The organism is Microcoleus sp. OTE_8_concoct_300 (assembly GCF_031383065.1).
Taxonomy (GTDB): Bacteria; Cyanobacteriota; Cyanobacteriia; order Cyanobacteriales; family Microcoleaceae; genus Microcoleus.
The window spans coordinates 1-6,442 of record NZ_JANMZH010000858.1 but is presented as its reverse complement, the minus strand read 5'-3'; the positions used below and the strand labels follow the sequence as shown (position 1 = coordinate 6,442).

Below are 6,442 nucleotides of genomic sequence, written 5' to 3'. Positions count from 1 at the left end.
TTTAGAATACTTTCATCAAGATATCGGAATCGAAGAAGGCGCTTCGGATTAAGATTTAATTTGATCGCTGGTATTTATAATTATGAACTTTCTTTAAAGACTAAATTAGAGATCGCCTGAGACTTTCGCAAGAGGTCTACTGTAATTACTTCTAATAGCTACAATCCAAGGAATTTTAGATTGATCGAGTGTTCTGATAAATGAGCTTCCATATAAGCTATCTGTTAATACTAATTCAATCTTAAACCAAAACTCAATTAATTCTGTAATAATTAATGAGGCTAATTTAATTTTGGTTTGATAGTTATCTCCTGCTTTTAATCTTCCTTGGGGGACTCTCTGGAACTTACGGTGATATTTTTACCTAATCAGAAAAACAAGCTAATACGCGCTAGCGAAAATTGTCTTGCGTTAGAAAAACCATATCCTTGTCGCATAATCAACTTGATTCGATTGTTTATCCCTGACATGACTCCACTTGTTGTACGATTAACAAAGTAGTTACAAATTTCCTCCAAATGATTAACAATTGTCAAGGTAGATTCTTTAAAGAATATCTGTGCATGATTCAGCCAATCCTTAAACTTGACTTGGGCTATTTTGACGGTCATATTGGTTTCGTATATTTCCCGAAACTCTTCTTTCATATCATGTCCGATCGATTAACCATAATATCCCGGTCGGGGCGGGTTTTTGAGATGGGAGATTGTGGGCAGGTATTGTTGGCTCACGGGCCCCTACAAAAATCGCGGTCCCTCGACCGGACATGATATCATATCATAGGCAATTCTTAAGCATTCTGATTTTTTTAAGGTAACAGCCAACCTTATATATTTGCAAAAGTGAGATGCACCCATCCTACCGCTTCACTGCATTGTGTTCCCACTTCCAAACACAGCTAGAAATCAAATTCGTACAGATATGAGCCGTAATTGGCACTAACAAATTCCCAGTCGCTAAAACGCTGTAACCCAACAGCAATCCGACAGCAGTTGCCCAAACAGCATAAGGCCACTGATCCATGCCTCCCAAGTGCAGTATGCCGAAACAAAAACTCGATAAAACTACACCGGTAACATTCAATCCCAAAGCAGACAGCATCACGCCTCGAAATAGCAATTCTTCGCTAAGTCCCGGCAGCAGTCCCAGCCAAATTAAATCCGGCCAAAACAAAGGTTTGAGCACTACTTCCAAGTAAACGTCTGCACTCCGGCGATAACCGGGCCAGAGGTGATAAACGATCGCACTGCCACCTGTAATTGCCAGTCCCAGCGCACATCCTTTCAGCAAGTCCATTCCTATCAATTTGACTGGCAAAAGCGATAGCGATCCAAATAGCAACCACAATTTACCTACCGCCAGCAACATAATTGCTGTCACGCCCATTGCTACTAAAACTTGGGTGCGCGTCAAGGGTTCAAGTTCAGGATTTTCGGGAAGTTTTTGTGCCACTTAATCACTTTTAGATTTGAGGTTTGAGATTTGAGATTTGTTGGGTTTAGTCAGATAAACGACGCAGGGAGGAGATGTCTGCACCCAAGGAAGCTGGACTGATGCCCGATCGCAAAGCGACCAAAACTCCGATCGCCTCTAAATATGAGTTTACCTGCAAAGCTTTGATTCCGAGTTTTTCTGGAGTCGCCTGCATCTGGGTTTTGTTGTCGCCGACAGCGATGATTTGTACGGACGATCGCCCACTCAAACTCAGAATAGCACTGCCGCCGCAGGCTGTGGCCGGTATCACCACCGCATCCACTCGATCGGCCCACAAATCCTGGGACTCGAAATCTCGCCTGTTTGCATAGAATTTCTCTCTTGTGGGGTGGGCATCTTGCCCGCCCCATACCGGAGTGCGGGCATCTTGCCCGCCCCATACCTGTGACAGGCAAGATGCCTGTCCCACAGTAGGAGTGACAAACTGTGAGAGGCAAGATGCCTGTCCCACAGTAGGAGTGACAAATTGTGACAGGCAAGATGCCTGTCCCACAGTAGGAGTGACAAATTGGGGTGCTTTGCCCAGGCCCGCAAGGACGCAAGGTAGGAAAGTATAGCCGATTTCCTCAGCAGCCGATCGCGGGGACAGGTGCGGATCGAGGGGAAGCGCTGACAAGGCGGGGGCGTGGGCGCAGGGGATTTTAAAGGTCCTGACGATGAGGTGGCTGATGACAGCTTCCGCGCCGGCGAGGGGGTCAACTCCTTTGCCGCGGCGGTAGTTTTCGAGGGCGAGGCTGCCTTCATCGTCGGGAAATCTGGCTACAACTGCGATCGCCTCTACTCTTGCTTGTTTGATCAATTTTTGTGCTGCGCGCAATAAACTGTCGGGATTGCCGATCGTCCCCCAGGATGCCCCTGATTGAGAAATACGCAATTCTACTTGCAGGGGGCGATCGGTTAAAACAAAATCGGTTATATTCAAACCCAATGTAGCCCTAGCAGCATCAACGGCTTGCAAGTGGCGCAGCTGCAAGTCTGGTTCAATGCCGGCATCGAGGATTAAGCCGATGCGATTTTGATGTACCGGTTGCAGACCCCAGCATCCGGCAGCAAATTTGTCAAGGGCGTAACCTTCAACGTAGAGTGCGTTAGGTATGGGCCAATAAAGTTGAGCGCCGTTGAGGACGTTGGGGTGAGTGATCAGGGTGTCTGAAATTTGGGCGATCGCCCTAGCCACGGGCAGCGCATCTCCTGCAAAGCCCCCGATCGAGGCTCCAACGCCTGTGGGGACTATCAAAACCACTGTTAAAGGGCGCCGGTTCACACTGTTGCGGGGGATGCTTCCACAAGCACGTAGCCTTCTACCACAGCCTTTTGCCGATCGACATCCACGTCTGTGACTGCCCACCGCAGGGGTTCGCCGTGCTTTTGCAGTTCAATTTCAATCGCCGAGTGCAATTCTTCGGCGGTATCGTGGAGGTCAACTTCTGCGGAAATGAAATGCGTGGTCATGGGGCGATCCATAGTGGTTTTACTTCGATCGGTACTTAGGTCAATTTTAGCTTAGTCCTAGGATTTACCGAACTGGCGATCGTACACAATGTCTTCTTTTTCGGTTTCTATCTTCAAGTTCGATCGGGGATAAGCAATGCACAGCAACACATAACCTTCTGCCTGAAGTTCGGGACTGACGCCCATGCAATCAACTTGCTCAACTTCACCCTCAATAATTTTACCAGCGCAAGTAGTACAAACCCCTGCATTGCAAGAGTTAGGCAGATCGATGCCGGCAGCGTTGGCCACCCGCAGAATTTGTTGATCTTCCGGCACTTCTACGGTATAGGTAGAGCCTTGGTGGAGCAATTCAACAGTGTAAGTCTTAGACATATGTCAATGATTGGTTTTAATTCCCAATTGGAATTTACGCTAAATTTGCAAAGAAAACAATAAGTATTTTACCGCTGTTGGTGATTTTGTGCAAATTTACAACTGCACTTTTTATTGCTAAAATTTTTTATTAATTGCCTGGGGCGAGTGGCATTTTGTCAATGACTTATTCACAAATTATCACTCGTGATCGCGGGCGAACTCTGCTAGAAAGCACTTATACGTAACTAATTTTTGCCTTCAAGCCAACAACTCCTCAACAGCAACACTAAAACCCGCCAGCACTAACTGAGTGCTGACTGTAGAACCCTGGTTAAAGGTTAACTTTTGAGTTTGAGTCATTATCATTATCCAGCGACTTTCTGGAAAAACTATCCAAACTTCCAGACAACCCGAATCTAAATACTCTTGTGCTTTAAGAAAAATCTCTTCCGCACTATCAGTAGGAGAAACTATTTCAGCAATTAACGGCGGACTTTGAGGCAAAGTAGGAACATCGCCATATTGAGCAACAAGTTCAGGAGTCAGATAAGCTACATCTGGACGGCGCACTCGCCTGTCAGTACGGCAAGGAACTTCTGTATAAACTTCGCCCCCTTGTCCGCTAGATATCTTATAACTTCTCCAAGAATAATCTAGTTTAGATTGGATGCGACTGTGTTTTACTGTCATGCCATTTTTCTCCGCGATTTGCCCGTCCACCCATTCCATATCGTCGGGGGGATTAGCCATGAAGTCTTCTAGAGAAACATTTTCTGATAAAACGGCAGCCATTACCATAGCCCTTTCCTCCTTTTTGCAGAATTCACTGATATTGTAGCAATCAATGGGTAATGGGTAATGGGTAATTGGTAATTGGGAATTGGTAATTGGAACTAACAAATAACCTATGCCCTATGCCCTATGCGCCATGCCCTAGGCCCCATTCCCATCTAATCAATATTAATTTGATTGGGAGGCTTAGGTTGATTCTGTTTGTCATCGTTCAAAGTTTTACGCCCAGAATTAGCATAATCCTTATAAAAATCCACAAACATCTTTGTCAACTGCTGCAAAGAAAGTTGTTCCCCATTAACTTGAGCTTTCATATAAGCTTTAAGCACTTCAATGTAAGCCAAACCGAGAGCAAGCGTGAGAGTTGCTGCGGTTGCAGCGGAGATAGCACCGCCGACAACAGTACCCGCACCAGGAATCATTTTAATCAAATTAGTAACAATACTTCTGCCAACAGCAGTAACCCCGCCTGTGCCGCTAATAGCAGACAGCATCGCCGAAATAAAGCCCTTATCAAAGGGCATTCCAAAAATCACTGTAATATTAGCAATCATTGCCGTTTGCATCGTCATCAAAATCGGCGCATCAGCAAACGGTACAGGAGTCGCACCGACAATTGCAGAACCTGCCACATAAGCACTTAGATACTTGAATGCCATATCGGATTTGAGCGCAATATTGGCAATTTGTTCTTTAACAAAAGCTTTTTTAGCTACTTCCGGCAGCAGTTGAAAAGTTGCATCTACCAACTTGTCTAAACCGTGAGATTTTACTGTATAATCCTCATCTATTTCTTCCGGCTCAGCCATGACGGGGATAATTTGACTGACGGGCAAATTCATGTGTTCCAGTTGCTTGAAAAACTCGCTCGGCTTTTTAGATGTCGTCTGAGTCAGCACTAAAAGAACTGGTACCTCTTTGACTTCCATTTCTTTTAGCCAGCTTTCCTCGACAGATTCTATTCTATTGGCGCTGTGATTGATGCAGTACCAGATGACGTGAATGTGTTCTTTTGGGTGCAGGAGTCTTTGGTCTTCAATCAGTTTAGCAACGTTTAATTGAATAACTTTAATTTGTTCGGCGTTGAGTTCGAGTCCGGGAGTATCGTAGACTGTTATTGGGCAATTCGGTTTGGTATATTGGCGAATGCCTTGAGTGATGGGGCGGCCGACTCCGGTTTCTGCTAAGCGTTGGCGAAAAACGGAATTTATCAGGGTACTTTTGCCGACGCCGGTTTTGCCGATGACTAAAACATTGCACTGTCCCACTTGGTTTTCTGCCTCTTTGAAGGCATAGTAACTTCTATTTAAAAGCTCGTCTAAGGAAAAGTCGTCTGACATGGCGGTTTGCTCCGATAAGGGTGGGATATTCAATCTGGATTAAACACCACCGAATATAATTCGGAGGCTCTACAAACGAAGGATTAAACACCACCGAATAGAATTCGGGGCTATACAAACGAAGTCCGCCTACGCGGACTGGGGGAGTCTTAAAGATATTGTAGCAATTTAGTTTGATGTTTAAGCTAGCAATCGATCGACTTCGATGCTAAAACCGATCAGGATTTGTTGGGTGCTGGCGGTATCGCCGGATCTAAATGTCAATATTTGATTTTGAGTCATCACAAATACTAAATGACTTTCGGGAAAAACTAGCCATACTTCCTGACAGCTAGATTCTAAATATTCCTGCGCTTTGAGAAATACATCTTCGGCGATATCGGTGGGTGAAACTATTTCGGCAACTAAAGGGAAACTTTGGGGTAAAGTGGCAAGGTTGCCAAATTGTGCAACTAATTCGGGTGTGAGATAAGCGACATCGGGACGGCGAATTTGTTGGTTAGTGCGGCAAGTAGCTTCGACATAGACTTCTCCCCCTTGTCCGCTGGAATCTTTGTAATCTCCCCAGTAACGATCTAGCTTTGACTGAATTTTACCCGTCTTTAGTGTCATGCCATTTTTCTCCACAAGTTGGCCGTCTACCAATTCCATGTTGTCGGGCGGCTCGGTGACGAACTCTTCTAGAGCTAAATTATCTGATATTATGGTAGCAGTGACCATAGTTATTTCCTCGCTATTACCAAACTCACTTGTTACTATTATGGCTGATACGGTGAGAAGTTGTTGCGTGATGAGTACCCGCACTTTTACGGTAGTTTCTCCCGCAGGGAAAGCCAACTGTTGAGATTTTCATCTAAAACATATTGATCGCTGTCAGCGAGTGCTGCGATAACTTTCAATCGATTTTTAAGTTGTCTTAACTCGCGAATTTCTGCAATGGGTAGCGTTTTCCAATTAGCTGCTTTTTTTTCCACATCTTCGCACGACTCTTTGATGTTGTTCCAAAA

At 45.1% G+C, this 6,442-nt stretch carries 9 protein-coding genes and 2 pseudogenes; 1 reads left to right on the top strand and 10 read right to left on the bottom strand.

From position 1 onward, the window contains the following. Nucleotides 1-120, top strand: a pseudogene (locus tag ACUVJL_RS37655) (IS5/IS1182 family transposase); the annotation flags it as partial. Nucleotides 121-141: 21 nt separating this feature from the next. Here ACUVJL_RS37655 and ACUVJL_RS37650 read toward each other — a convergent pair. The 10 genes and pseudogenes from ACUVJL_RS37650 to ACUVJL_RS37605 form a co-directional block, all read right to left on the bottom strand. Continuing rightward, a pseudogene (locus ACUVJL_RS37650) lies at nt 142-333 on the bottom strand (IS701 family transposase); the annotation flags it as partial. Nucleotides 334-368: 35 nt separating this feature from the next. Next, complete coding sequence (locus tag ACUVJL_RS37645) at nt 369-611, bottom strand: transposase (RefSeq protein WP_445250478.1); 243 nt, start codon at nt 609-611, stop codon at nt 369-371. A gap of 247 nt (nt 612-858) precedes the next feature. Then, on the bottom strand, nt 859-1,452 hold the full coding sequence (locus tag ACUVJL_RS37640; RefSeq protein WP_445250477.1) for a lysostaphin resistance A-like protein: 594 nt from the start codon (nt 1,450-1,452) through the stop codon (nt 859-861). Nucleotides 1,453-1,498: 46 nt separating this feature from the next. Beyond that, nucleotides 1,499-2,758, bottom strand: coding sequence for a DUF3326 domain-containing protein (locus tag ACUVJL_RS37635; protein WP_445250476.1), 1,260 nt, complete (start codon nt 2,756-2,758; stop codon nt 1,499-1,501). Continuing rightward, entirely contained in the window at nt 2,755-2,946 is a 192-nt protein-coding gene (locus ACUVJL_RS37630; RefSeq protein WP_333127563.1) for a hypothetical protein, read from the bottom strand. The genes ACUVJL_RS37635 and ACUVJL_RS37630 overlap by 4 nt, the downstream gene beginning before the upstream one ends. A gap of 57 nt (nt 2,947-3,003) precedes the next feature. Further along, the gene (locus ACUVJL_RS37625) at nt 3,004-3,321 is read right to left on the bottom strand and encodes a 2Fe-2S iron-sulfur cluster-binding protein (protein ID WP_445250475.1); all 318 of its coding nucleotides are present in this window, start codon (nt 3,319-3,321) and stop codon (nt 3,004-3,006) included. A gap of 240 nt (nt 3,322-3,561) precedes the next feature. Next, a complete protein-coding gene (locus ACUVJL_RS37620; protein ID WP_445250474.1) occupies nt 3,562-4,101 on the bottom strand; it encodes a Uma2 family endonuclease in 540 nt (179 codons plus the stop codon). A 152-nt stretch (nt 4,102-4,253) separates the two neighbouring features. After that, a complete protein-coding gene (locus ACUVJL_RS37615) occupies nt 4,254-5,435 on the bottom strand; it encodes a YcjF family protein (RefSeq protein WP_445250473.1) in 1,182 nt (393 codons plus the stop codon). Nucleotides 5,436-5,615: 180 nt separating this feature from the next. Continuing rightward, a complete protein-coding gene (locus tag ACUVJL_RS37610; protein WP_445250472.1) occupies nt 5,616-6,155 on the bottom strand; it encodes a Uma2 family endonuclease in 540 nt (179 codons plus the stop codon). A gap of 86 nt (nt 6,156-6,241) precedes the next feature. Then, nucleotides 6,242-6,442 (bottom strand): hypothetical protein (locus tag ACUVJL_RS37605; RefSeq protein WP_445250471.1); only part of this gene is annotated, 201 nt, incomplete at its 5' end.

Excerpts from the sequence above, each read along its gene's own strand:
- ACUVJL_RS37645 (WP_445250478.1), bottom strand. The coding sequence starts at position 611 with ATGACCGTCAAAATAGCCCAAGTCAAGTTTAAGGATTGGCTGAATCAT.
- ACUVJL_RS37630 (WP_333127563.1), bottom strand. The coding sequence starts at position 2,946 with ATGACCACGCATTTCATTTCCGCAGAAGTTGACCTCCACGATACCGCC.
- ACUVJL_RS37625 (WP_445250475.1), bottom strand. The coding sequence starts at position 3,321 with ATGTCTAAGACTTACACTGTTGAATTGCTCCACCAAGGCTCTACCTAT.
- ACUVJL_RS37620 (WP_445250474.1), bottom strand. The coding sequence starts at position 4,101 with ATGGTAATGGCTGCCGTTTTATCAGAAAATGTTTCTCTAGAAGACTTC.
- ACUVJL_RS37615 (WP_445250473.1), bottom strand. The coding sequence starts at position 5,435 with ATGTCAGACGACTTTTCCTTAGACGAGCTTTTAAATAGAAGTTACTAT.
- ACUVJL_RS37610 (WP_445250472.1), bottom strand. The coding sequence starts at position 6,155 with ATGGTCACTGCTACCATAATATCAGATAATTTAGCTCTAGAAGAGTTC.